The 22,390-nt window shown below is 70.0% G+C and carries 20 protein-coding genes, 1 tRNA gene and 1 pseudogene; 12 read left to right on the forward strand and 10 right to left on the reverse strand.

All coding sequences use genetic code 11. From position 1 onward, the window contains the following. Positions 1–68: 68 nt before the first annotated feature. The 4 genes and pseudogenes from ACESM1_RS25985 to ACESM1_RS26000 form a co-directional block, all read right to left on the reverse strand. A complete protein-coding gene (locus ACESM1_RS25985) occupies positions 69–707 on the reverse strand; it encodes a hypothetical protein (protein WP_372624138.1) in 639 nt (212 codons plus the stop codon). A gap of 230 nt (positions 708–937) precedes the next feature. Continuing rightward, positions 938–1,147 (reverse strand): hypothetical protein, encoded by a 210-nt coding sequence (locus ACESM1_RS25990; RefSeq protein ID WP_372624176.1) that lies wholly within the window; start codon positions 1,145–1,147, stop codon positions 938–940. A gap of 18 nt (positions 1,148–1,165) precedes the next feature. Next, positions 1,166–1,357 (reverse strand): annotated as a pseudogene (locus tag ACESM1_RS25995) (DUF6538 domain-containing protein); the annotation flags it as partial. A 59-nt stretch (positions 1,358–1,416) separates the two neighbouring features. After that, positions 1,417–1,490: transfer RNA gene (locus ACESM1_RS26000), tRNA-Gln, on the reverse strand. A gap of 191 nt (positions 1,491–1,681) precedes the next feature. Between ACESM1_RS26000 and ACESM1_RS26005 the strand changes: the two genes are divergently transcribed. Continuing rightward, on the forward strand, positions 1,682–2,776 hold the full coding sequence (locus ACESM1_RS26005; RefSeq protein ID WP_372624139.1) for a Ppx/GppA phosphatase family protein: 1,095 nt from the start codon (positions 1,682–1,684) through the stop codon (positions 2,774–2,776). Positions 2,777–2,794: 18 nt separating this feature from the next. Further along, on the forward strand, positions 2,795–3,466 hold the full coding sequence (locus ACESM1_RS26010; protein ID WP_372624140.1) for an RlmE family RNA methyltransferase: 672 nt from the start codon (positions 2,795–2,797) through the stop codon (positions 3,464–3,466). Between the two features lie 68 nt (positions 3,467–3,534). Here the strand turns inward: ACESM1_RS26010 and ACESM1_RS26015 are convergent, their stop codons facing one another. The 6 genes from ACESM1_RS26015 to ACESM1_RS26040 form a co-directional block, all read right to left on the reverse strand. Beyond that, the gene (locus tag ACESM1_RS26015) at positions 3,535–4,968 is read right to left on the reverse strand and encodes a dihydroorotase (protein ID WP_372624141.1); all 1,434 of its coding nucleotides are present in this window, start codon (positions 4,966–4,968) and stop codon (positions 3,535–3,537) included. A gap of 150 nt (positions 4,969–5,118) precedes the next feature. After that, the gene (locus tag ACESM1_RS26020) at positions 5,119–6,609 is read right to left on the reverse strand and encodes an amidohydrolase family protein (protein WP_372624142.1); all 1,491 of its coding nucleotides are present in this window, start codon (positions 6,607–6,609) and stop codon (positions 5,119–5,121) included. A 139-nt stretch (positions 6,610–6,748) separates the two neighbouring features. Then, positions 6,749–7,771, reverse strand: a complete 1,023-nt coding sequence (locus ACESM1_RS26025; protein ID WP_372624143.1) for an ABC transporter substrate-binding protein — start codon at positions 7,769–7,771, stop codon at positions 6,749–6,751. 218 nt (positions 7,772–7,989) lie between these two features. Beyond that, positions 7,990–9,306, reverse strand: coding sequence for an NAD(P)/FAD-dependent oxidoreductase (locus tag ACESM1_RS26030; protein WP_372624144.1), 1,317 nt, complete (start codon positions 9,304–9,306; stop codon positions 7,990–7,992). Then, positions 9,303–10,193 (reverse strand): DMT family transporter, encoded by an 891-nt coding sequence (locus ACESM1_RS26035; protein WP_372624145.1) that lies wholly within the window; start codon positions 10,191–10,193, stop codon positions 9,303–9,305. The genes ACESM1_RS26030 and ACESM1_RS26035 overlap by 4 nt, the downstream gene beginning before the upstream one ends. A 39-nt stretch (positions 10,194–10,232) precedes the next feature. Beyond that, the gene (locus tag ACESM1_RS26040; RefSeq protein ID WP_372624146.1) at positions 10,233–10,433 is read right to left on the reverse strand and encodes a hypothetical protein; all 201 of its coding nucleotides are present in this window, start codon (positions 10,431–10,433) and stop codon (positions 10,233–10,235) included. A gap of 218 nt (positions 10,434–10,651) precedes the next feature. Here ACESM1_RS26040 and ACESM1_RS26045 point away from each other — a divergent pair, with 218 nt between their 5' ends. The 10 genes from ACESM1_RS26045 to ACESM1_RS26090 are packed head-to-tail and all read left to right on the forward strand — an operon-like array spanning position 10,652 to position 22,386. Continuing rightward, positions 10,652–11,869 carry an ABC transporter substrate-binding protein gene (locus ACESM1_RS26045; RefSeq protein ID WP_372624147.1) on the forward strand — a complete coding sequence of 406 codons (1,218 nt, stop codon included), beginning with the start codon at positions 10,652–10,654 and terminating at the stop codon, positions 11,867–11,869. Between the two features lie 42 nt (positions 11,870–11,911). Then, complete coding sequence (locus ACESM1_RS26050) at positions 11,912–12,754, forward strand: branched-chain amino acid ABC transporter permease (protein WP_372624148.1); 843 nt, start codon at positions 11,912–11,914, stop codon at positions 12,752–12,754. Further along, complete coding sequence (locus tag ACESM1_RS26055) at positions 12,751–13,701, forward strand: branched-chain amino acid ABC transporter permease (protein ID WP_372624149.1); 951 nt, start codon at positions 12,751–12,753, stop codon at positions 13,699–13,701. Before ACESM1_RS26050 ends, ACESM1_RS26055 begins: the two co-directional genes overlap by 4 nt. Beyond that, positions 13,698–14,516 carry an ABC transporter ATP-binding protein gene (locus ACESM1_RS26060; RefSeq protein WP_372624150.1) on the forward strand — a complete coding sequence of 273 codons (819 nt, stop codon included), beginning with the start codon at positions 13,698–13,700 and terminating at the stop codon, positions 14,514–14,516. The genes ACESM1_RS26055 and ACESM1_RS26060 overlap by 4 nt, the downstream gene beginning before the upstream one ends. Beyond that, entirely contained in the window at positions 14,509–15,210 is a 702-nt protein-coding gene (locus ACESM1_RS26065; RefSeq protein ID WP_372624151.1) for an ABC transporter ATP-binding protein, read from the forward strand. The genes ACESM1_RS26060 and ACESM1_RS26065 overlap by 8 nt, the downstream gene beginning before the upstream one ends. Positions 15,211–15,223: 13 nt before the next feature. Next, positions 15,224–16,615 (forward strand): MmgE/PrpD family protein, encoded by a 1,392-nt coding sequence (locus tag ACESM1_RS26070; RefSeq protein ID WP_372624152.1) that lies wholly within the window; start codon positions 15,224–15,226, stop codon positions 16,613–16,615. Then, the gene (locus ACESM1_RS26075) at positions 16,612–18,318 is read left to right on the forward strand and encodes a hydantoinase B/oxoprolinase family protein (protein ID WP_372624153.1); all 1,707 of its coding nucleotides are present in this window, start codon (positions 16,612–16,614) and stop codon (positions 18,316–18,318) included. Before ACESM1_RS26070 ends, ACESM1_RS26075 begins: the two co-directional genes overlap by 4 nt. After that, positions 18,315–20,369 carry a hydantoinase/oxoprolinase family protein gene (locus ACESM1_RS26080; protein WP_372624154.1) on the forward strand — a complete coding sequence of 685 codons (2,055 nt, stop codon included), beginning with the start codon at positions 18,315–18,317 and terminating at the stop codon, positions 20,367–20,369. Before ACESM1_RS26075 ends, ACESM1_RS26080 begins: the two co-directional genes overlap by 4 nt. Positions 20,370–20,374: 5 nt before the next feature. Beyond that, positions 20,375–20,983 (forward strand): cysteine hydrolase, encoded by a 609-nt coding sequence (locus tag ACESM1_RS26085; RefSeq protein WP_372624155.1) that lies wholly within the window; start codon positions 20,375–20,377, stop codon positions 20,981–20,983. Next, positions 20,980–22,386, forward strand: coding sequence for an FAD-dependent oxidoreductase (locus ACESM1_RS26090; protein ID WP_372624156.1), 1,407 nt, complete (start codon positions 20,980–20,982; stop codon positions 22,384–22,386). Before ACESM1_RS26085 ends, ACESM1_RS26090 begins: the two co-directional genes overlap by 4 nt. The last annotated feature ends 4 nt before the right edge of the window (positions 22,387–22,390 follow it).

Consider the following 22,390-nt stretch of genomic DNA (forward strand, 5'->3'; position numbering starts at 1 on the left):
CTCCACGGCCGGAAGCTCTTCCTCATGCCGAAGAGCGAATCACCCCGCGCCCTACCTGTCGAGCCTCATCACCCGTTACAAGGACAGGCTCCTAGCTCCTCCAAGCGGGCGCCATGATAGAGGGCAAGGATCGGCAGCCAGAACTTGGCGTCGCCGATGACTTGGTCTCCCGGCTGGGTGCGAAAGTGTGGATGGCAGCCGGTCCAAACGGGCGATGCGAACAGTGCGCGCAGTTCTTCCGGCGTCCACGTGTCTCGCTGATCCCGCGCCTTTCGCTCCTCGCGGAACCGGTGCTTGCCAACGAGTTCGCCATGTTGGGCAACGGCGATATGGCCTTCGTCCATGGCGCAGCGGAAGAATTGCGACAGGGCGGTATGGTGCCGCTTCACCGTCTTGTCGGATAGCCGTTTGCTTTCCTTCGCGTCGGCTTCCGCGATGATGTCCACGACTGCCCGGCCCTTGTCCTTCTGCGACTTGCCGTAGTGGACCGGCATGCGTCGCATGGTGTTTAGGAAGCGGGTCACGTCGCTACGGGTGTAGGCATCGGCAGGCTTGTCGCCGCAGACTTCGAGGAACAACCGCAGCGTGGTCCGTTCCTGGCTCATGTCATGGTGGGAGATGTCGCCTATCGTCTCGCGGTGAACGAAGAACGGCTCGACCAGCGCAGAACCGAGCGGAGCCGGGGCAGAGAGAATGGCAGGGGTCACCGGGGCAACTGGCACCGATATGGCTCCCCCCCCGGCGCCGATATGGCCCCGCCAGGATGTGAACCAGCGTCCAGCCACAGGTTTCCCATGCCCTTCGTGCGCTGCTTCACCTCCTCATAGAATTGGACCTTGGTCTCAAGGAGGCCCAGGGCGAGTGAGCGTCGCTGCTCCTCGTGGACGCAATGGCGCTCCATCATTTCTGTAACCGTATCCGATACGCTCTGAACGTCTCAGCGCGCCAGCGCCTCCCTGGCGTCAGCGAGAAGGCCGTCTACCATCTCTAAGTCGGCTTCGACCTCGTCTTCTGTCTCGGGATCGCCCCAGCCGACAACGGGAGCACCGGCAGGTGCGGCGAGGCGTGCCGCCCGGTCCTCGTCCAGAGCTTCCCTGAGGTAACCGCGCAGGATCGCGTTAAGGTCTGCGTTGGTCAGGTCTGTCACTCGCTTAGCTCGCCTGAGGGCGCTGCCGAACGCATGATCCAGCAGGGCTGCCCGATGTTCAGCCTCCCGGAAATTTCGAGTCGAAATCGAGACGACTATCTCGCCGCCGATCTCAACCGGAAGGCGCCTACGATAGCAGTATACAGTATTTTTGCGAGAGATGTGGGACCCGATGTGGGACCTTTGTGGGACACCTAGGCGCAAGACCAACCTCCAGCGGGTTGGCCGGTCTGCGTGCGATCAGGTTTTTCAGGGTCCTACGCGGGCCGTGGCTGGGGGACCTGGATTCGAACCAAGACTGCCCGAGTCAGAGTCGGGAGTTCTACCGTTAAACTATCCCCCACCAACCGGTGGACACGCCATAACCGGCGTGGGCGCGGGGGTTACCACAGCACCCGTATGCGGGCAACAGCCCAGCCACCGTCGGGTTGCGGAAATGCCTTGCCCCGAAGGCGACATCGCCGGATCATGACAAATCGCCTCCGGCCCGCCGCGGCCCACACGCGACCGCGCCGGGAGCACGCCGCCACCACCATGCCGCAAGACGCCTTCCCCGCCATCCCGACCGATCCCCGCTCCGGCCACCGTGACTCCGGTGGTGCACGGCGCCGTGAGCAGGGGGCGCCCGCTTTCGCGGCGCTCGACCTCGGCACCAACAATTGCCGCCTGCTCGTCGCCGCGCCGGCGGCGGGCGGGTTCCGCGTGGTGGACAGCTTCAGCCGTATCGTTCGCCTCGGCGAAGGCCTGGTCGTCACCGGCCAGCTTGCGGAACCGGCGATGGAGCGGGCGCTCGCGGCGCTTCGCGCCTGTGCCGACAAGCTCGCCCGGCGCCCCGTCCGCGCCCTGCAGGCGGTCGCCACCGAGGCCTGCCGCCGCGCCACCAACGGGCCAGCCTTCCTGGCCCGAGTCGAACGCGAGACCGGTCTCAGGCTGCGTACCATCTCGGCGCGGGAGGAGGCGGAACTCGCCATGGAATCCTGCGCCCCACTGATGGAGCGCGGCGACCGGCGTGCGCTGCTGTTCGATATCGGGGGCGGCTCCACCGAGATCGCCTGGATCCGCATCCCGCCGCAGGGCGGGGCGCCGGAGCTTATCGGCTACATCTCGGTGCCGGTCGGCGTGGTGACCCTCTCCGAGCGCTGCGGCCCCTCCTGCTTCACCGAGGCCGGCTTCCACGCGGTGGTGGACGAGGTGGCGGAGAAGCTGGCCGGCTTCGACGCCGTGCACCGGATCGCCCAGGAGATAAGCGCCGGCGGGGTCAGGTTGATGGGCACGTCCGGCACCGTGACGACCCTGGCCGGCGTCGCCATGGCGCTGCCGCGCTACCGTCGCCCGCTGGTGGATGGCCAGACGCTGGATGCGGAGGTAGCCGACCAGGCGCTCGGCGACCTGTTCGCGCTCGGGCGGGACGGGCTGGCGGCGCATCCCTGCGTCGGGCCCGATCGGGTGGAGTTCGTCCTGCCAGGCTGCGCCGTCTATGCCGCAATCCGCCGGGTCTGGCCGGTGCCGCGGCTGACCGTGGCCGATCGCGGCCTGCGGGAGGGCATGCTGCTGCGCCTGATGCGGGCCGACCGGATGGGCCCCCGCCGCTACATGCCGCGCGGCACGGGCTTTCACGGCCAGGCCTGAAGCGCGATATCTCCCGGCATGACCAGGACTCCGACAGGCGGCCGCTCGCTCGCGACACGGCTTCGCACCGCCAAGGGCCGCAGCGCGCAGAGCCAGCGATGGCTCGAGCGCCAGCTCAACGACCCCTACGTGCAGGCGGCGAAGGCCGCCGGCTGGCGCTCCCGCGCCGCCTTCAAATTGATCGAGCTGGACGAGAAATTCCACCTGCTGAAGCCAGGCGGGCGGGTGGTGGACCTGGGCGCGGCGCCTGGCGGCTGGACGCAGGTGGCGGTGCGCAAGGTCGGCGACCGCGGGCGGGTGGTCGGGCTCGACCTGCTGGCGGTGGACCCGGTGCCGGGCGCGATGCTGCTGCAGGGCGATTTCCAGGACCCTGAGGCCGAGGCGGCGGTGGAGGCCGAGCTCGGCGGCCAGGCCGACCTGGTGCTCTCGGACATGGCGCCGAACACCACCGGGCATGGCGCGACCGACCATCTGCGCATCATGTCGCTGGCCGAACTGGCGCTGGATTTCGCGCTGCGCGTGCTGGCGCCGGGCGGCGCCTTCGTGGCGAAGGTGTTCCAGGGCGGGTCCGAGAAGGCCTTCCTGGCGACGCTGAAGCAGCGCTTCGCCCAGGTGCGCCACGCCAAGCCGCCGGCGAGCCGCAAGGACAGCGCGGAACTCTACGTGGTCGCCACCGGGTTCAAGGCTTAGCCCGCGATCGCCCTGGGTGTGCACGCCGCAGGCGGGCACGCCAGGGCGTGAATCGCCGGCTCCCGATGCTACCAGGGCCGCGCATCCTTCCGCAGGATGGCCTTGGTGGTGGTGGCGAGGTTGCGCGGCTCCGGCTTGGCCATCTCCGGCCGCTCCATCCGGCCCCAGCCCGGAGCGTCGAGCACCTGGCCGTCCTGCATCACGACCCGGCCGCGCACCACGGTGGCGACCGGCGCGCCGACCGTCTCCATGCCTTCGAAGGGGGTGAAGCGGCTACGCTCGCTGTGCAGCGCGGCGCCACGGATGATGCCGCGCTTCGCCGGGTCAACCACCACGAGGTCGCCATCGGCGCCGGGCTGCACCACGCCCTTGCGCGGATAGAGGCCGAAGGCGCGCGCCGGCGCCGCGCCGGCCATGCGGACATACTGCTCCAGGCTCATGCGGCCCTCATGCACCAGCGTGAGCATCAGCCGCATCGAGGTTTCCACGCCGGGGAAGCCGCAGGCATTGTCCCAGAAGGAGGGGCGCTGCTTCTCCTCCATTGCATGCGGCGCGTGGTCGGTGCCGAGAATATCAATGGTGCCATCGAGCAATGCCTGCAGGATCGGCTCGCGCTGGCGGCCCTCGCGGATCGGCGGGTTGAGGCGCGCGACTCGGCCGGCATCGCCGGTGAGGTCTTCCGCGGCGATGAGCACGTATTGCGGGCAGGTCTCCACCGTCATCGGCACGCCGCGCGCCTTGGCGTCGCGGATGACCGGAATGGAGCGCATGCAACTCTCATGCACGATGTGGATGCGCGCGCCCGTCCACTCCGACAGCACGATCGAACGGTTGAGGCTCTCCAGCGCCACGATGTCGGCGCGCGCCGAAAGATGCGCGAAGGCGTCGTCGCGCCCGGCCGCCTTCATCCGGTTCTCCCGCCAGAACAGCATGGGCGAATTCTCGGCGTGGATCGAGCAGCGCAGGCCGAGCTCCGCCAGGATCTCGAAGCCTTCCAGCACCGCGCCATCGTTCGGCGCGGGCAGGTTGCCGGTGGTGTTGCCGTAGAACAGCTTGAAGCCGATCACGCCTGCCTTTGCCAGCGGCTCCAGCGCATCCAGGTTGCGCTCGTCGAGCAGCCCGTAGAGGCCGTAGTTCACCATCGCCTGGCGCTCGGCGGCCTCGCGCTTCATCGCCAGCGCTTCCAGCGACCACACCGGCGGGTCGGTGTTCGGCATGTCGAAGACGGTGGTCACGCCGCCGGCGGCCGCGGCGCGCGTGCCGGTGGTCCAGTCCTCCTTGTGCGACATGCCCGGTTCGCGGATGTGCGTGTGTACGTCGATGGCGCCGGGGATGACGAACTTCCCCCTGGCGTCGAGGGTGCGCCCCGCCTTCGGCGCGAGCGCAGGATGGCCGACGAACACCACCACGCCATCCTTCACCGCGACGTCGGCGGTGAAGCGGGATGTCTCGTTGACGACAGTGCCGCCGGTGATCAGCAGATCGGCGAGGATTTCAGGCATGTCGGGCGGGCCCCGGAAGCTGTTTGGGAAGGGTTTCCCCCAGCCCGACCAGCCTGCGCAAGAGGCGCCTTGCGTTGCCTCGGCCGCGGCGCCGGCAGCAGTGCTGCCGACTCCCAGGTGCGGGGGAGGGCCCCTTGCGAAAAGGAGGAGCTAGTCGGCGCGCAGCAGGCGCTTGCTGCGCGTCCAGCCCTTCGCAAGCGCCCGGCAATGGCAGGCGACATGCGGGGCGAGTTCCTCGCACCACGCGCGCGCCTCTACATTCACGCCGCGCAGCCGGTCAGCGGCTTCCTGCGCATCGCGGGCAAGCTTCGCCTCGTCCAGGCCGAGCACCTTGCGGTCGCGCAGCTTCCACTGGCCACCGATCATCACATCGGCGACCGCGCTGCCATCCTCGGTCCAGACCAGCTGGTTCGCCGCATCGTTCAGCGGCGCCCAGTTGACATGGGCGAGGTCGAGCAGCGCCAGATCCGCCGCCTTGCCGGGCTCGATCGTCCCGCCCTCCAGCCCCAGCAGCTTCGAGGAGCCGACGGTCGCCAGCCGCACCGTCTCCGCCGTGCCGAGCCAGTCATCATCCTCGGCATCCTCCCACAGGCGGGACGCGAAGGCGGCCAGCCGCATCGCCTCGAACATGTTCTGGTTGTCGGAGGAGGAGGAGCCGTCGGTCCCGATGCCGACCGTGACGCCGGCGCGGATCGCCGCGCGCACCGGCGCGAGGCCGGAGGCAAGCCGCATGTTGGCGGCGGGATTGTGCGACAGCCCGCCGCCGCGCTTCGCCAGCAGTTCGAGGTCGCCCTGGGTCAGCCAGACGCCATGCGCCACGCTGAACCACGGCCCGACCAGGCCAAGCCGGTCCATATGCTCGAGCAGCGTCGCGCCGCCGTAGCGGATCTCGCCGCCCGCCGCCTGGTAGCGCGATTCCGCCACATGGCTCTGCATGGGCAGGCCATGCTCGGCCGAGAGCGCGCGGCAGCCGGTCAGGAAGGCGTCGCTGCCATGCAGCGGGATGGTCGGCGCGCAGCCGAGGCGGATGCCCTTGCCGCCATGCGACCAGGACTTCGCCGCGGCGCCGATCACGCCCAGGATCTCCTCGGCCGAGGCCATGCGCATGCCGCCGGCGCGTGCGCGATGCGCCTCCGGCAGGCTCTCCACCAGGCCGGGCGTCGCCTCGAAGAAGGTGAGGTCGGCGACCATCGGCGCCAGCACCGCGCGCAGCCCCACCTCGGCATAGGCCTCGGCCATCGCGTCCAGCCCGTCGAGGGTGGGGCAGGGCGGTTCGAAGGCGAGGTCGAAGGCGGCGGTGCAGCCCTTCTTCAGCATCTCCACGGCGGTCAGCGTGGTGGAAAGGCGCTTGTCGGCGACCGACCGACCGCCATTGATCCAGGGCGCATGCGCGAGCAGCAGCGCAAGGTCCCATTTGTCGCCCACGCCCTTGCCGAGGCCGCCATGGCCATGGGTGTGCCCGTTGACCAGGCCGGGGATGACCAGGCGGTTCGAGGCGTCGTGCCGCGCCGCGTCGTCCACCTTCGTTCCCGGCGGCAGCACCGCGGCGATACGACCGTCCTCGACCAGCACCTCGGCAAACGGCGCCGAGAGTGCATCTGGCGTCAGGACTCGCGCGCCGGTGATCAGCATTTTGGTCATTGCGTGCAGCCTTGCTTCAAGTGCCTCCCTCCCCCGCGAGGGGGGAGGGGTGGGCCGGGAAGGGGCCTAGCCCTTTCGAGCCGGCGATGCACGCCCCGGTGTGCCCGCCTGTGGCGTGCACACCTGGGGCGATCGCGGGCTAGACCATGCGCTCCGACTTCGCCGGCAGATAGCGGTCGGTGAAGAACTCCTCGGCCTTCGGCGGATTGGCCACGCCCAGCGCCTCAGCATTCACCTGGATCAGCTGCTGCACGCGCGCCATGTCCACATGGCCGAGCCCGTGGGCGCGGCTGTTCGGCGTCAGGATGGAGCGGTCGCGCGTCATCGCGAAGCGGCGGGCTTCCAGCGCCTCGTCGAACAGCGGCTCGCGCTTCTTCAGCGCGGCCATGCCGCCGGGCACGTCGTTCAGCAGCAGCTTGAGCCCGTCGATCGAGGCCTTCACGAAACGCGAAGCGGTCTCGCCGTTGCGCTCCAGCCAGCTGGCGCGGGCGAAGACGCCGGAGCCGTAGATGTCCAGGCCGTTCTCCGCATAGGGCCAGCCAAGGATCTGGTCCTCCGGGATGCCGAGGCCGACCAGGTTGAAGTGCACGGTGAACAGGAAGCCCGTCACCGCATCCACCTGGCCGGTGCGCAGCATCGTGTCGCGCAGGTTGGCCGCCATCGAGGTCCAGCGGATGCCGCTGGTGTTGATGCCCGCCACGCGCGCGAAGGCGGGGAACAGCATGCGGCTGCCCTCGCCCTCCGGCGCGCCGAGGCTGCGGCCGGCCACGTCCTGCGGCTTGTTGATGTTGCGCCCGGCCAGCGTCATCAGCGCCGCGGCGGTGCGGTCGAAGACGGGATAGATCATCACCAGGCGGTTCTGCGGGTTTTCCGCATTGAACTTCACCGCGCCGGAGAGGTCCGCAAAGCCGAGGTCGTAAGCGCCAGACCCGACCTTCACGATCGCATCGCCCGAGCCGAAGCCGCGATCCATGCGGACGGCGAGGTTCTCGCGGCGGTAGATCCCGCGATCCTCGGCCAGCGCCCACATGCCGTGGTTTCCCTGCAGCGCCCAGTCGAGGCTGAAGCGGAGCGCAGTCTGGGCGTGGCCAGTGCGCATGGCCGGCAGGGCCAGCGCGGCGCCAGCGGCTGTGGCCATCAGGTGGCGACGTCGAAGCAGCATTCTCTCATCTCCCTTCGTTTGAATCGGAACCGATCCGTGCGCGCGACCACGGTCGCCGGCCCGCAGGCGTTGCGGGGCCTCCCAGGCGCCATGGCTTGTGGTGCGCAACATACCGAACAATTGCGGGCTGTCACGGTCCCGGCCGGGCGGGCCGGTGGCGCCCGCGACGCGATTGCGGCATGCGAGGGCAGGCGCTGCCCGTTCGTGCGGCAGGCCGCCTACACCCGCCAGCCATCGCGCCGGTCCTTCAATCGGTACCAGCCGGTCACCAGCGGCATGAACCAGGGCGTGCCGTTGTAGAAGGGCAGGGTGGTGAGCGGCAGCCGCGCAAAGGCGGACGCCCGGTTGTCGCCGCCCAGCATCATCCGCGCCGCGACGCCGCCCAGATGCGTCATGGTGGTGATGCCGCTGCCGTTGCAGCCAAGAGCGAAATGCACGCCATCCTGCACGCCGACATGCGGGAGCATGTCGAAGGCGAAGGCGACATTGCCCTTCCAGCCATGGGTGATGCGCACACCGGCGAGCTGCGGGAACAGGTGCAGCAGGTGCCGGTGCAGCCAGCGCGCGCCGATGCGCGGATCGGTGTCCGACAGCGTCGCGCGGCCGCCGAACAGGATGCGTTCGCCATCCGGCGAGGGGCGGAAATAGTAGAGGATCTTCTTGGTGTCCCCATAGACGCGCGCCTTCGGCAGCAGCGCCTGCACCCGCTCCGGCCCCAGGGGCTCGGTCGCGATCATGTAGCTCGCGACGGGGATCACGCGGCGGCGGTGCCATGGCGTGGCGCGGCCGGTGTAGCCGTTGGTCGCCACCATCACATGCCGTGCCCGCACCGCGCCGGCCGAAGTCGCGACGATGAAGCGGCCGCCGTCGCGCGCGATCCCCTGAACCTCGCCCCCACCGGCCAGCATCGCGCCGTGGCGGGCGGCGGCGGCGGCGAGCCCCTGCGTATAGCGCGCCGGATGCAGCCCGCCGGCGCGCGCGATGACCAGGCCGCCATGGTAGTGCGGCGTCGCCAGCTCCTCCGCCAGCCGCGCGCGCGGCAGCAGCTCCGCGGAGCCGGGCTCGGTGCGGTTCAGCAGATCGGCGCGCTTCGCCAGCGTCGCCACGGCGCCTTCGGTATGCGCGGCGACGAAGCGGCCGCAGCGGCGCCAGGCGCAGTCGATGCCCTCGCGCGCGATCAGCGCGTCCAGCGCGTCGAAGCTCGCCTCCGCCTCCTCCACCATCTCGGCCAGCAGGCTTGCATCGAGCCCCTTGGTGATGTCGGACTTCGCACGCCCCAGGCTGCCCGCCCCCGAGAGCGCGCCGCCGTTGCGCGAGGAGGCGCCCCAGCCGATCGCCTTGCGGTCCAGCACCAGCGCCTTCACCCCGGCGCGGCCGAGCTCCAGCGCGCAGGAGAGGCCGGCAATGCCGCCGCCGATCACCAGCGCCTCCGCCGCATCGGGCAGCGGCACCGGCACGGGTGGCGGCGGTGGCGCGGCCTCCCACCACCAGGGGGTTGTCGTGAAGCCGGGCGCGAAGACCGTCTCGTCGCTCATCGTCCGGCGCTCCGCGCGATGTAGAGCGTTGCCCCGACCATCAGCATCGTCCCCCACAGCAGCGGCCAACCCGGCGCCTCGGCGAAGAACAGCGCGCCGAGCATCGCCGCGGCCGGGATCTGCACATACTCGATCGGCGCCAGCAGCCCCACCGGCGCCCGCCGCACCGCCCAGGAGGCGCAGAAATCCCCGCCGATCGCCAGCAGGGAGCCCGCGACCAGCAGCCCCAGCGCCATCCAGGAGGGCGTCACCCAGACCAGCGCCGAGACCGGCCCCCACACCACGACGCTGGCGATCGCATACCAGGCGACCACGCGCGCGGGCGGCTCGGTGGCCGACAGCATCTTGATCGAGATCAGCACCAGCGCGCCGGTGACGCCGCCGGCCATCGCCGCCAGCGTCCCGGCCGAGATCTCGCCAGCCATATCCCCCTGGGGCCCGGCGATGATCAGCACGCCCGCGAAGCCGACCGCCGCGGCGATGGCGCGGTCCCAGCCGATCCGCTCGCCGAGGATCAGGAAAGCCAGCGGCAGCGCCCAGAGCGGCCGCGCATGCAGGATGGCCACCGCATCGGCCAGCGGCAGCCAGAGGATCGCCAGCATGTGCAGGAAAAATCCGGTGAGCCCCGCCGCGGCGCGGAACAGGTGCGCCCCGGGCCGCCGCGTGCGCAGGTCGCCGAGGCCGCGGCGCAGCATCCACGGCAGCACGATCAGCATGGTGAGCGCGCCGCGCACGAAGGGCAGGAGGGGCACCGGAAGCCCCTCCCGCATAGCGCCGCGGAAACAGGCGCCCATGCCGGCGAAGAACAGGCAGCACAGCACCATCAGCCCCATGCCGGCCAGAGCGCGCTTCGCGTCGCTTCTCGGCGGCGGGGCGGGCGGGATCATCCCGCGGAGGCTAGGCGCCCGGCGGGCGCGGTGGAAGCCTCAGCGCCGCCGCGGGGCCTCGGCGGCGACCTCGGCTTCCAGCTCCTTGATCCGCGCGAGCAGCGTGGTGCGCATGGAGGGCGCGGCCTGCGGCTTCAGGTTGGCCAGCGTCTCCTTCAGCTCCGCCAGCAGCTTCTTCTTCTCCTGCGGCGAACGGCGGATCGGGCGGTTGTCGGAAAACTGCCCCTCGAACGAACGCATCTGGCCTTGCCTCCCCGGGTGACGGCTTCGATCGTCCGGTTAGGGGGGAGGCGGCCGGACGTCAACGCGCCCGGCCCGACCTTTCCGCGCGCCGGCCCGACCGGGGGCAACCCGTCCGGACAACATCTTGCCTCTCGCGGCGGCTCGGCGCAGAAACCGGGCGGGGGCGCGCCCGGAACCGGGCCAAGTCGCGTCCAAACAACGGGGAGAACACGAGAATGACGACAGCCTTCACCCCCGGCCGCCGCGCCGTGCTGCTCGGCGCCGCCGGCGTGCTTGCCGCACCTGGCATCGCAGGCGCCCAGCCGGCCGCGATCAAGCTCGGCATCCTGCAGCCCGTGACCGGCGCGCTGGCGCAGGATGGCGAGTACGGCCGCCTCGGCGCCGAGCTGGCCATCAACGAGATCAACAACACCGGCGGCATCAAGGCGCTGGGTGGCGCGAAGATCGAGATGGTGTTCGGCGATGCCCGCTCGAACCCCGAGGGCGGCACCGCCGAGGTCGAGCGGATGAACGGCGAGGGCGTGGTGGCGGTGGTGGGCGGCTTCGCTTCGCCGATCTGCCTCGCCGCCTCCCAGGCCGCCTCGCGCTACGACCTGCCCTATGTCGTGGATGTCGGCGTCTCCGACCAGATCGTCAGCCGCGGGCTGAAGAACACCTTCCGCTTCGGCCCCGGCTTCGGGAAGGTGACCGCCGGCGCGCTCGACAACCTGGTGACCATCAACGACGCCGCCGGCAAGCCGGCGAAGACCGTCGTGGTGGTGCATGAGGATGGCCTGTTCGGCTCCGGCATGGCGCGGCTGATGAACACCGAGCTGCCAAAGCGCGGCTTCGAGATCCTGGAGACGATCAGCCACCCGACGCCGGCGCGCGACATGTCCAACATCGCGCTGCGCATCCGGGCGCTGAACCCGGATCTGATCATCCCGTCGAGCTACTACGCCGAGTTCGTGCTGCTCTCCCGCACGCTGCAGCAGCGCCGAGTGCGGCCGAAGGGCATCTACTGCGTGCTGAACGGCGCCGCCTCCAACTTCCGCTTCGTGAAGGAATTCCCCGACGCGGCGAACCTGGTGATGGACGTCAACCACTGGCCCGATCCGCGCAAGCCGAAGACGGCGGAGCTGCGCCGGCAGGTGGAAGCGCAGGGCCGCTTCTGGCTCTACAACACGCCGCTCAACTACTCCGCCGTCATGCTGGTGGCGGATGCGCTGGAGCGGGCCGGAAAGGCCGACCGCGCGGCGGTGATCGACGCGTTGGCGGCGACCGGCGGCAGCTTCGACCGGCACGTCATGCCTTATGGCCCGACGAACTTCGTCAACGGCCAGAACCAGGCGGGCCAGGCGGTGAATACCCAGGTGCAGAACGGCGACATCAAGGTGATCTTCCCGGCCGACTTCGCCGACGCCCGGCCGATCTTCCCCTGGCCGCCCGCGTAACGGACCTTGCCGTCCTACCCGCCAGAGATCGTCGCGGAGGCCGTGCTGAACGGCCTCCTCACCGGGGCCGTGTATGGGCTGGTCGCCCTTGGCCTCACGCTGGTCTATGGCGTGCTGCACATCATCAACTTTGCCCATGGCGCGCTGCTGACCATGGCGATGTATGCGGCCTTCGTCGCATGGCAGGTCTTCGGGCTCGATCCCTATGTCGCGATCCTGCCGCTGGTGCCGCTCTTCTTCGTGCTCGGCTACGCGGTGCAGCGGCTGGTGATCATGCCGGCAAGCCGGGGGGAGGATTCCAATATCCTGCTCGTCACGCTCGGCCTGTCGATCGTCATCGAGAACGTGATGCTGGCGATCTTCCGCTCCGACACGCTCTCCGTGCAGGTGCCCTATGCGATGGAGGTGGTGGAGCTCGGCCCGATGCTGCTGGGCTTTCCGCGCGTCGTGGGCTTCGGCGTCGCCTTCCTGGTCGCGCTGGTGCTGTTCGTGCTGCTGACGATGACCGATACCGGCCGCGCCATCCGCGCGGTGGCGAAGGAACGCACCGGCGCGGCGCTGGTGGGCATCGACGTGAAGCACGTCTATGCAGTGACCTTTGGCATCGGCACGGCCTGCCTGGCGGTCGCCGCCTGCCTGCTGCTGCCCTTCTTCTACGTCAACCCGCGCGTCGGCAACGCCTTTGTGCTGGTGGCCTTCACCATCGTGGTGCTGGGCGGGATGGGCAGCGTGCCGGGCGCGCTGCTGGGCGGGCTGTTCATCGGCGTGGTGGAGAGTCTCTCCGGCCTTTACCTCGGTGACAGCCTCGGCCAGATCGGCATCTTCATCATCTTCATCCTGGTCCTGCTGTTCCGGCCGACCGGCCTGTTCGGGGCGAAGGCGTGACCGGCAGGGATCTTGTGCCGATCGCGATCTTCGCCGCCGTCGCGGCGCTGCTGCCGCTCTTCGTCACGGCCGGCACCTGGCTGAACTTCGCGGTCTTCACGCTGATCATCTGCCTCGCCGCGCAGGGGTGGAACATCCTCGGCGGCTATGGCGGGCAGTATTCCTTCGGCCATGCCGCCTTCTTCGGCACGGCCGCCTATGCCACGGCGATCCTGCAGGTGCGCTTTGGCGTGAGCCCTTATCTCGGCTTCGGCATCGGCATCGCCGCCGCCGCCGCCGTGGGCTGGGTGATCGGTGCGCTCTCCTTCCGCTCAGGGCTGCGCGGCAGCTATTTCGCGCTGGTCACGCTGGCCTTCGCCGAGGTGTTCCGCGTGCTGGCCAATGCCACCGAGATCACCGGCGGTGCCGCCGGCATCCTCATCAAGCTCGATGTGCGGCCAGAGAACTTCCAGTTCGAGTCGCGTGCGACCTTCTACTGGGTGGCGCTGGCGCTGGTCGTCGTGGCGCTGGTCGTTACGCGCGCGCTGGAACGCTCGCGCCTCGGCGCGCAGCTCGTCGCCGTGCGGGAGAACGAGAACGCGGCCCGCGCGCTCGGGGTGGATGCGCTCAGCGTGAAGCTCTCGGCGATCGCGCTCTCGGCGGCGATCACCGGTGCCTCCGGCGCGCTCTATGCCCAGTATTTCCTGTACCTCGATTCCACCATCGCCTATGGCACCTGGATCAGCGTGGAGGCACTCCTCGCACCGATCATCGGCGGCGCCGGAACGGTGTTCGGCCCGGTCTTCGGCGGCATCGTGCTGCACAGCCTCTCGGAGTTCACCAAGACCCTGGTCGGCCGGATCCCCGGACTCGACCTGGTGATCTTCGGCGTGCTGCTCATCCTGGTCGTGCGCTTCCCGCCGCGCGACCTGCCTTCGCTGATCCGTCACTGGCGGGGCCGGCGATGATCGAGCCGGATCCCGCCTTCCTCTCCGTCCACGGCATCTCCAAGCGGTTCGGCGGCCTGCTCGCCGTCTCCGAGGCGAGCTTCACGGTCAAGGAAGGCAGCATCACCGGGCTGATCGGGCCGAACGGCGCCGGCAAGACCACGCTCTTCGCCATTGTCTCCGGCTTCGAGAAGCCGACCGCGGGCCGCGTGCTCTGGCGCGGCGAGGAGATCACCGGGCGCGCACCGCACCTGCTGGCGCGCGAGGGCATCGCGCGCACCTTCCAGATCGTGCAGCCCTTCGCCGGGCTTTCGGTGCGGGAGAACATCGCCGTCGGCGCCTTCCTGCGCCACAAGCGTCGGGCCGACGCCATCGCGGTGGCGGAGCAGGTCGCCGGGCGTGTCGGCCTTGCCGGCGAGCTCGACAAGCCGGCCGCCGCACTGACCGTTGCCGGCCGCAAGCGCGTGGAGCTCGCCAAGGCTCTGGCCACCGGCCCGAAGCTGCTGCTGCTGGACGAGGTGCTGGCCGGCCTCAACCCCTCCGAGGTGCGCGACATCGTCCCCGTGGTGCGCTCCATCCGTGACAGCGGCGTCACCGTGCTGATGATCGAGCACGTGATGCAGGCGGTGATGAACCTCTGCGACGCGGTGCATGTCCTCTCGCAGGGCTGCATCATCGCGGGCGGCACGCCGGCCGAGGTGGTGCGGGATCCCGCCGTGGTGGAGGCGTATCTCGGGCACGGGGCGGCGACGCGGCTGCAGGCGTCCGATGACCGGAGGGCCGTCAGGCCCGGAGGCCTGGATCGGCCGCCCGAAGACGGCGGCGCCCATGCTTGAGGTGCGCGACCTCGTCGCCGGCTACGGCCTGACCCGCGTGCTGGAAGGCGTCTCGCTGCAGGTCGGCGCGGGCGAGATCGTGGCCGTGCTCGGCTCCAATGGCGCCGGCAAGACGACGCTCAACATGGCGGTCAGCGGCCTCGTCAGGCCGCGCGCCGGCGAGGTGCGATTCGAAGGCGCGAACATCACCGGCCGCTCGCCGGCCGAGATCATGGGCCTCGGCCTGATCCAGGTGCCGGAGGGGCGCAAGATCTTCCCGAACCTTACCGTGCGGGAGAACCTGGAGCTCGGTTCCTACCGCCGCGCCAAGGCGAACCGTGCGCGCAACCTGGAGCGTGTCTTCCTCACCTTCCCGCGGCTCAAGGAGCGCGTGGCGCAGGCGGCCGGTACGCTTTCGGGTGGCGAGCAGCAGATGCTGGCGATCGGCCGCGGCATGATGGCGGAACCGAAGCTGCTGATCCTGGACGAACCCTCACTGGGCTTGTCGCCATTGCTGGTGGAAGAGATGTTCGGGCTGATCCGCCGACTGCATTCTGAGGGCCTGGCGATCATGCTGGTGGAGCAGAACGTGGCGCAGTCGCTGGATATCGCCGACCGCGCCTACGTGCTGGAGAATGGTGGCTTCGCGCTGTCCGGCCCGGCCGCGCAGGTGCGCGAGGATCCGGAACTGAAGCGGGCCTATCTGGGTCTTTAGGGAGGAGGTCGCCATGGCGATCGTGACGAAGGGCGTGGAGCCGGCCTCGGTGCTCATGGCGGCCCCATCGCCGGCCTGGCTGGAGGAATGGAGCAGCTTCGCCGCGCGCACGCGCTTCGCCGACCTGCCGGGCGAGGTCGCGCAGCGCACCCGGCTCGCGCTGCTCGACTGCATCGGCGCCATCGCCGCGGGCGCGCAGGAGGCGGAGATGCAGGCGCTCGCCGCACGCATGATCGCGCGCGAGGGGAGTGGCGAGGCGCCGGTGATCGGCCTGCCGCATGCGGCACGACCCGGCACCGCGGCCTTCCTCAACGGCACGTCCGGCACGATGCTGGAACTCGACGAGGGCAACCAGTATGCGCGCGGCCATCCCGCGATCCATGTCGTGCCGGCGCTGCTGTCGGCGCCACGTGGCGACGGTGCGGCGCTGCTGATGGCGCTCGCCATCGGCTATGAATTCGGCAGCCGCGTCGGCATCGCGAGCAAGCTCAACGTCGCGATGCATCCGCACGGCACCTGGGGCACGCTGGGTGCTGCAATGGGCGTGGCGAAGCTGCACGGCGCCAACGCGGCGGAGTTCCGCGGCGTGATCAACATGGCCGCCTCGCTCGGCCTCGCCACATCCCGGAAGAACATGCTGGAAGGCGGCACGGTGCGGAACACCTATGCCGGCGTTTCGAACATGCTCGGCCTCACCGTGTGGGACCTCGTGCGCGCCGGCTTCGAGGGCGAGCGCGACGGCGTCGGCACCATCTTCGGCCATGTCTCCGCCAGCGATTTCCGCCCGGACGAGATGGTGGCGGAGCTCGGCACGCGCTGGGAGGTGGCGCGCAACTACTTCAAGCGCCATGCGGCGTGCCGCTACACCCATGGCGCGCTTGATGCGCTCGGGCAGATCCTGGCGAAGACCGGCGCGCTGCAGGCGGACCAGGTGCGATGCATCGAGGTGGACACCTATGTCTGGGCGGCGCAGCTCGACAGTCCGCTGGCGCCGAACATGCTGGCTGCCAAGTTCAGCATCCCCTTCGCCCTGGCGACGACGATCGTTCACGGCGCGGCCACCGTTCCCGCCTTCCGCGGCCCGGCCCGCGAGAACCCGGCGGTGCAGGCGCTGGCGCAGCGCGTGACGGTGAACGAGGATCCGGCCTTCACCGCGCAGCTTCCCGGCCTCCGGCCGGCACGGGTTCGGCTGACGCTGGCCGATGGCAGCGTGCACCGCGCGGAGGTCACCACCAACCGCGGGGACACCGAGGATCCCTACACCGAGGCAGAGGTGCGGGCGAAGTTCCGTGAGCTGGCCGACCCGGTCTATGGCGCGGCGCGCGCGCAGGCGATCGAGGAGGCGGTGCTCGCCCTCGGCCCGCACCAGGAAGCCGCGGCGCTGACGGAGCTGCTCGCGCGATGACGCTGGAGCCAATCGGCATCGAACGCGGTGCGCTCGATCCCGTCACCCTGGCCGTCCTCAAGGGCCGGCTGGAGCAGATCGCCGACGAGATGGACGCGACGCTCTACCGCAGCGCCTTCAACCCGATCATCGCCGAGGCGCGCGATGCCTGCCACGGCATCTACGATGCCGAGAGCGGTGCCACGCTGGTGCAGGGTACCAAGGGCCTGCCGATCTTCGTCGGTGCCATGTCCTTCGCGGTGCAGGCGGTGATCCGCCGTGTCCGGAACGGCACGCCCCTGGATCCCGGCGATACCTTCATCTTTAATGATCCCTACGAGGGCGGCACGCATCTCAACGACTTCCGCCTGGTGCGCCCGGTGTTCCGGCAGGGGAAGCTGTTCTGCTGGATCGCGAGCGTCGGCCACTGGCTCGACATCGGCGGCAACGTGCCCGGCGGCTACAACCCGCGCGCCACGGAAAGCCACCAGGAAGGTGTGCGCTTCCCGCCGGTGAAGCTGATCCGCGCGGGCGTGATGCAGCAGGATATCCTGGACATCCTCGACGCCAATACCCGCGTGCCACAATCCAATTGGGGCGACCTCAACGGGCAGCTCAACGCGCTCGACCTCGGCGAGCGGCGGCTGGTTCAGCTGATCGAGGAGCAGGGCGAGACGACGCTGCTCTCCGCCCTCGCCGCGCTGACCGATCGCGCCGCGGCGTTGATGGAAGCGGAGATCCGCACCCTGCCGGAAGGGAGCTTCAGCTTCGAGGATTACCTCGACAATGACGGCGTCACCGATGAGCGCCTGACCATCGCGCTCGACATGACGATTCGCGATGGCCGGATGATGCTGGATTTCTCGCGCAGTTCGCCGGCCTGCCTCGGGCCGATCAACATCAGCCGCGCCACCAGCGTCGCGGCCTGCTACGTCGCGCTGAAGCACGCCTTCCCGGACGTGCCCGCGAATGCCGGCGTGCTGCGGCCGATCGAGTTCGCCATACCCGACAGCACGCTGCTCGGCGCCGGCCCGCCGCGGCCGATGGCGGGCTACACCGAGACCATCCTGCGCCTGATCGGCGTGATCTTCGGCGCGCTGGGCAAGGCGGTGCCGGAACGCGCAACGGCGGCACCCTTCGGCACCATCAACGCGCTCTCGCTCTCCGGGCAGCGGCAGGATGGCACACGCTGGGTGATGTTCTCCTTCTTCGGCGGCGGCTTCGGCGGGAATCCGGAGACGGACGGGCTGCATCACGCCAACAACCCGATCTCCACCGCCACCATCCCGCCAGCAGAGATCCTGGAAGCCGCCTATCCCGTGATGTTCACGCAATGGGCGCTGCGGCCGGATTCCGGCGGGCCGGGCCAGCATCGCGGTGGCGTCGGCGCGGTCTATGAAATCGAGGCGCTGTCTCCCGGCATCACCGAGGTCGCGCTGCTCGGCGAGCGCGGGCGCTATGCGCCGTTCGGCGTCACCGGCGGGCAGGGCGGTGCGCTGAACCGCTTCGCCTGGCAGACCGATACCGGCTGGGAAAGCCCGCCGATGGCGAGCAAGGTCGTGGGCGTGAAGATCGCCGCCGGCCAGCGCGTGCGGCTCGAAAGCCCGGGCGGCGGCGGCTGGGGCGACCCGAAGGCACGCCCGCGCGAGGCGGTGGCACGTGACATCCGCCTCGGCTTCGTCGGCGCGGAAAGCGCGGCACGCGACTACGGATACACGCCATGAGCGGCAAGCCAATCGTCGGCGTGGATGTCGGCGGTACCTTCACCGACCTGTTCCTGTTCGATCCTGTGCGCAACGCATTCCGCACCGCCAAGGTGCCCTCCAACCGTGGTGACGAGGCGGTCGGGTTCATGGCCGGCCTGCGTGCGCTCGGCGGGCCGGCGGGCTTCGAGGCGATCGTGCACGGCACCACGGTCGGCACCAACGCGCTGCTGGAACGCAAGGGCGCGAAGCTCGGCGTGATCACCACACAGGGCTTCCGCGACGTGCTGGAGATGCGTCGCCGCGACCGTCGCCACACCTGGGGTCTCTGGGGCGAGTTCTCGCCGATCGCCGAGCGCGACATGCGCTGCGAGGTGCCGGAGCGCACGCTGGCGAACGGCACGATCCACACGCCCGTGGACATCGCTGCCGTGCAGGCCGCCGCGCGCGCGTTGCTGGCGCGCGGCGCTGAGGCCTGCGCCATTGTCTTCATCAACGCCTATGCGAACACGGCGAACGAGCAGGCTGCGGCGCAAGCGGTGCGCGCGATCTGGCCGAACCCGCATGTCAGCGTGTCGTCTGAAATCCTGCCGGAGATCCGCGAGTTCGAGCGCGCCTCCACTACCGCGCTGAACGCCTATCTGCAGCCGGGCGTCGCCAATTATCTCGGCAAGCTGGAAGGTGGGCTCGGGGAGGCCGGCTTCGCCGGGCAGTTCCACATCGTGCAGTCCAACGGCGGCATCATGTCCACCGCAACGGCGCGCGGCATCCCGGTGCGCACCGCGCTCTCCGGCCCCGCGGCCGGCGTGATCGCAGCGGCGGCGATCGCACGCGCGGCGGGGTTCGAGAACGCCATCACCTGCGACCTCGGCGGCACCTCCTTTGATGTGTCGCTGGTCACCGGCGGGCGCATGGAACTGGCGGCGCAGGCGACGATCGACTTCGGCCTGGTGATCCGCTCGCCGATGATCGAGATCACCACCATCGGCGCGGGCGGCGGCTCGATCGCGCATGTGGATCGCGGCGGGCTGCTCCAGGTCGGGCCGGAAAGCGCCGGCAGCCGGCCCGGCCCGGTCTGCTACGGCCAGGGCAATACGCGCCCGACGCTGACGGATGCCAATGTCGTGCTTGGGCGCATCAATGCCGAGCGTCCGATCGGCGGCGCGCTCTCGCGGCTGGACGTGGAAGGCGCGAAGGCGGCGCTCGGTGAGCATGTCGGCAAGCCGCTCGGCCTCGATCCGATGCGGGCTGCGGAAGCCGTCGTGCGTGTTGCAAACGCGAAGATGGCCGGCGCGATCCGGCTGGTCTCGATCGAGCGGGGACATGACCCGCAGAAATTCGTGGCACTTCCCTTCGGCGGCGGCGGCGCGCTGCATGTCGGCGCCTTGATCAAGGAGGTTGGCCTGAAGGCTGCGCTGGTGCCGCGCTTCCCCGGTGTCACCAGCGCCATCGGCTGCGTGATCGCCGATGTGCGCCATGACCAGGTGCGCACGCTGAACCTCTCGCTGGATGGCGTGGACGCCGCCGCGCTCGATGCGCGGATGGTGGAGGAAGCCGCCGCCGCGCGCGCGGTGGTGGAGGCGGCCGGCCTGCCCGTCTCCCGCATCGAGATCCGCTTCGAGCTCGACATGCACTATGCCGGCCAGACCCACACCGTCGGCGTGCCGCTGCCGGTGCATGTGATCCAGGGCACCACCGGCGTCAGCGAGGCGATCATCCGCAACGCCTTCGAAACCGCCTATCAGCGGGCCTTCTCCCGCCTGCTGCCCGGCCTGCCGATCCGCATCGTCACGCTGCGCACCGCGGCCATCGGCATCCGCCCCGATTTCGACTTGGCCGCCCTGGCACCCGCCGCCGATGCGACGCTGGAAGGTGCCGCGCGCGGTGCGCGGCAGGTGTGGTTCGACGGCGCCTGGCACGCCGCGACCGTGTGGTCGCGGCTGGATCTGCCGGTCGGCGCGCTGGTGCACGGCCCGGCCATCCTCGAGCAGCCCGACGCGACGGTGGTGGTGGACCCCGACCTCACCGCGCGCGTGGACGGCTTCGGCAACCTCATCATCGAGCGGGAGTGACGCGCATGTCCGCCGACGACATCCCGATCAGCCAGACCGCGCTGCTGCTCTGCGACCTGCAGAACGATTTCATCCATCCGAACGGCGCCTATGGGAAGGCAGGCCAGACGGCGGCGGCGATCGCGGCGATCCCTGCGCGGCTGAAGCCGCTTGCCGATGCCATGCGCGCCAGGGGCGGCTGGATCGCCTCCACCCACTTCACGCTGTTCACCGGCAAGGGCGGCGAGCCCTTCATCGACCCGCACCTCAGGAAGATGCGGCCCTTCCTGAAGAAGGGCGACTTCGTCATGGGGTCCTGGGGCCATCAGGTGGTGGAGGAGCTGGCGCCGTCGGACCTGCCGGTGGAGAAGGTCGGCTACGATGCCTTCTACGCCACGCGCCTCGAATGGATCCTTCGCAAGGTCGGCATCCGCCGGCTGCTGGTCAGCGGCATCGTGACGAATGGCGGCGTCGCGTCCACGGTGCGTGGCGCGCATGTGCGCGAGTTCCACGTGACTGTGCTGGAGGACGGCTGCGCAGCCTTCACGCAGGAACTGCACGACACCGCCATCGCCGCGCTGCGTCCGGTGGCGGAGATCAGCAGCGTCGCGGCGGAGCTGGCGAAACTGCGATGACCGAAGCGCGAATCGTCACCGAAGCCGATCCGGCCTTCGAGACGGAGGTACCGGTCGCCATCATCGGCGCCGGCGCGGCCGGCCTGGTCGCGGCACTCTCCTGCCTCGACGCGGGCGTGGAGCCGCTGGTGATCGAGCGCGACCCGGTACCGCGCGGCTCCACCAGCCTTTCGGCCGGCCTGATCCCCGCGCCCGGCACGCGTTTCCAGCGCGAGCGGGGGATTGCGGACGACCCGGCGCAATTCGCTGCGGACATCCAGAAGAAGGCGCATGGCCAGGCCGATCCGGGCCTGGTCGCGCTGGTGGCGAACAACGTCGCGCCGGCGATCGAGTGGCTGGCCGATGCCCATGGCCTGCCCTTCAGCGTGGTGCATGATTTCGACTACCCCGGCCACAGCAATCGCCGCATGCATGGCCTGCCGAGCCGCAGCGGTGCGGAGCTTGTGGACCGGCTTCGCCAGGCCGCCGAACAGGCCGGCGTGCCCTTGCTGACCGAGGCGCGCGTCACCACGCTGGTCCGCGATGCCGCCGGCATGATCCGCGGACTGGTCGCGGAGCGCCCGGATGGCACCAGGGAACGCATCGGCGCACGCGCCGTCGTGCTCGCCTGCTGCGGCTATGCCGGCAACAAGGCGCTGGTGCGCAAATACGTCCCTGACCTCGCCGACGCCCTCTATTTCGGCCATCCCGGGAACGAGGGCGAGGCGCTGCTATGGGGGGAACAGCTCGGCGCCGTGTTGCGCGACATGACCGGCCATCAGGGCCACGGCTCGGTCGCGCATCCGCAGGGCATCCTGGTCTCCTGGGCCGTCATCATGGAGGGCGGGTTCCAGGTGAACCTGGACGGCCATCGCTTCTGGAACGAGAGCAGCGGCTATTCCGAAGCTGGCGCCGCGGTGCTGACGCAGCGCGAGGGCCTGGCCTGGGACATCTTCGACGAACGTATCGCGGGCATCACCCGCCAGTTCGAGGATTTCCGCCAGGCCGAGGCGCAGGGCGCCATCCTTGCCGCGGACAGCATCGAGGAGCTCGCCACCAAGGCGAAGCTGCCCGCCGATGCGTTGGCGGCGACCTTCGCCGAGGTGGAGGCGCACAAGGCCCGCGGCGCGCGCGATGCGTTCGGCCGCGACTGGTCGCGCGGTGCGCCGCTGGCGCCGCCCTTCCGCGCGGTGCGCGTCACTGGCACGCTCTTCCACAGCCAGGGCGGCATCGTTGTGGACGAACGAGCGCGCGTCAGGCTTGCCGATGGCGGCGTCGTGCCAAATCTCTTCGCCGCGGGCGGCGCTGCCTGCGGTGTCAGCGGGCCGGAAGCCTCCGGCTATCTTTCCGGCAACGGGCTGCTGAGCGCGGTCGCCCTCGGGCGCGTCGCCGGGCGGGCCGCTGCGGACTTCGTTCAGGGGTAGGATC

This window comes from Falsiroseomonas sp. (assembly GCF_041690465.1).
In the GTDB taxonomy this organism is placed as follows: domain Bacteria; phylum Pseudomonadota; class Alphaproteobacteria; order Acetobacterales; family Acetobacteraceae; genus Falsiroseomonas.